A 2,540-nucleotide genomic window follows, 5' to 3' on the forward strand; every position below is an offset into this window, starting at 1 on the left:
GACACACCACCCGGCCCCACCGAACCCGACGTCACCACCACCAGCCGACTCGACGACCACCGCTCCTCCGCCAACCACCCCTGCACCAGCGACAGGGCCTCCTCCAGAAGTTCCTGGACGGCCTCCGGCGGTTCGGGCTCACCGGCGCGGCCGGGCACGGCGGGCACCGCCTGCCAGAGCACGGCCTGCGGATCGGGGGCGGTCCGGTCGGCGGCCGCGAGCGCGTCGAGGCCTGCCACCGGATCCAGGGCGGCACCCTGGGCCCGGGAGGTGAAGCCCAGGGCGTCGGGTCCGAGCAGCGCCCAACCGGACAGGTCCTGCCCGGCGTCGGGCGCCGCGAGGGGCTGCCAGTCGACGTCGAAGAGCGGCAGCCTGCGTTCCCGGCCCAGCGGGCCGTCCTGGGCCATCTCGCGCAGGACCAGGGACTCGACCGAGGCGACCGGCGCACCGAGCGCGTCGGCGATCTCGATCGACGCCGCGCCGTCGCCGACCGGGCTCAGCCGGACCTTCAGCAGCGTGGCGCCGACGGCGTGCACGGACACGCCGCTCCAGGAGAACGGCAGCGCTCCCGGTCGCGGCTCGCCCAGTTCGCCCATGGCCAGCGGGTGCAGGGCGGCGTCCAGCAGTGCCGGGTGGACGGCGAAGCTCCGGGCCTCGCGGTGTTCCTCCGGCCTCAGCCGTACCTCGGCGAACAGGTCGTCGCCCTGCCGCCACAGCCCGTGCAGGCACTGGAAGGAGGCTCCGTACTCGTAGCCGAGCTCACGCAGCCGCGCGTAGGCGTCCGTGAGGTCGATCCGGGTCGCCCCGGGCGGCGGCCAGGCACCGGCGAGGCCGCCGGTCGGCTGCGCCGCGCCGTCCGCACGCCCGAGGACGCCGGTTGCGTGGACGCTCCACTCCTCGTCGGAGTCGGCGGAGTCGGGGCGGCCGTACACCGTGACGGACCGGCGCCCCATGTCGTCCGCCTCGGCGACCGCCACCTGGAACGCGACGCCTCCGGTCTCGGGCAGCAGGAGCGGGGCGACCAGAGTAAGGTCCTCGACCTGGTCGGCTCCGGTGGCCTCGCCGGCCCGGATCAGCATGTCCAGGAACGCTGTGCCCGGCAGGAGTACGGTGCCGGACACGCCGTGGTCGGCCAGCCACGGGTGGGTGCTCAGGGCGACCCGGCCGGTGAGCAGTGTGCCGCTGCCGTCGCCGAGCGAGACGACCGCGCCGAGCAGCGGGTGGTCGGCCGCGTTCAGGCCGGCGGCCGCGACGTCGGCGACTTCGGCGGTCGGCTCCAGCCAGTAGCGCTCACGCTGGAACGGGTAGGTCGGCAGCTCGAAGGTGGTCCGGCCGCCCTCCGGGAGTGCCCGGGTCCAGTCCACCGGGAGGCCGTTGACGAAGGCCTCGGCGAGGGACAGCAGGAAGCGGTCGAGCCCGCCCTCCTGGCGCCGGAGGGTCGGCAGGGCCAGCGCGCCGGCCGTGTCGGCGCCGAGGTCCGCCAGGGTCTCCTCGATGCCGACGGTCAGCACCGGGTGCGGGCTGGACTCGACGAAGTGGCGGAATCCGGCGTCGGCCAGGGCCCGGACGGCCTCCTCCAGACGCACGGTCCGACGGAGGTTGGTGTACCAGTACTCGGCGTCCAGTTCGGACGTGTCCTTGATCGCGCAGTCGACCGTCGAGAAGAACGGCACCCGTGCGGCCCGGGGCCGGATCGGCGCGAGGAGGTCGAGCAGTTCGTCGCGGAGCTCCTCGACGTGAGCGGAGTGCGAGGCGTAGTCCACCGGGATGCGGCGGGCGCGCACGCCGTCGGCGTCGAGTTCGCTCATCAAGGTGTCGAGGGCGGCCACGTCTCCGGCGACCACGACGGAGGCCGGTCCGTTGACGGCCGCGATCGAGACCGCCCCGGCGTGGTGCTCCAGGCGCCGTGACAGTTCGGCGGCCGGAAGAGCCACGGAGACCATCCCGCCGGTGCCCGCCAGCCGCAGAATTGCCTGGCTGCGCAGGGCCACCACGCGGGCGGCGTCCTCCAGGGAGAGCGCCCCGGCCACGCAGGCCGCCGCGATCTCGCCCTGGGAGTGCCCGACCACCGCGGCCGGTTCGACACCGTAGGACCGCCACAGCTCCGCCAGGGAGACCATCACGGCGAACAGCACCGGCTGGACTACGTCGACGCGGTCCAGCGACGGCGCGCCCTCGGCCTCGTGCAGAACGTCGAGCAGGGACCAGTCGACGTGGGCCGCCAGGGCCCGGCCGCACTCGGCCATCCGCTCGGCGAAGACCGGGGCGGTGCGCAGCAGCTCCGTCGCCATGCCGGGCCACTGCGAGCCCTGGCCCGGGAAGACGAACACCGTCTTGCCGTCGGCGGCGACGCCCTGTGCCGCCTGCGGGCCCGGGGTTCCGGCCGCGAGGCCGTCGAGCAGCTCGGTGAACTCCGCGGTGTCGCCTCCGGCCAGCAGGACCGCTCGCTGGTTCCAGGGGGTGCGGGTGGTGGCCAGGGCGCGGGCGATGTCGACCGGGTCGGCCGTCTCCTGCCCGGCTCGCACGGCCTTTGCGAGGTT

At 74.8% G+C, this 2,540-nt stretch carries 1 protein-coding gene; it reads right to left on the bottom strand.

The features are described from left to right. Positions 1-2,540 (bottom strand): acyltransferase domain-containing protein (locus tag ABT114_RS50230; protein WP_351154041.1); only part of this gene is annotated, 2,540 nt, incomplete at both ends.

This window comes from Streptomyces sp. NPDC002088, from assembly GCF_040296605.1.
Lineage (GTDB): Bacteria > Actinomycetota > Actinomycetes > Streptomycetales > Streptomycetaceae > Streptomyces.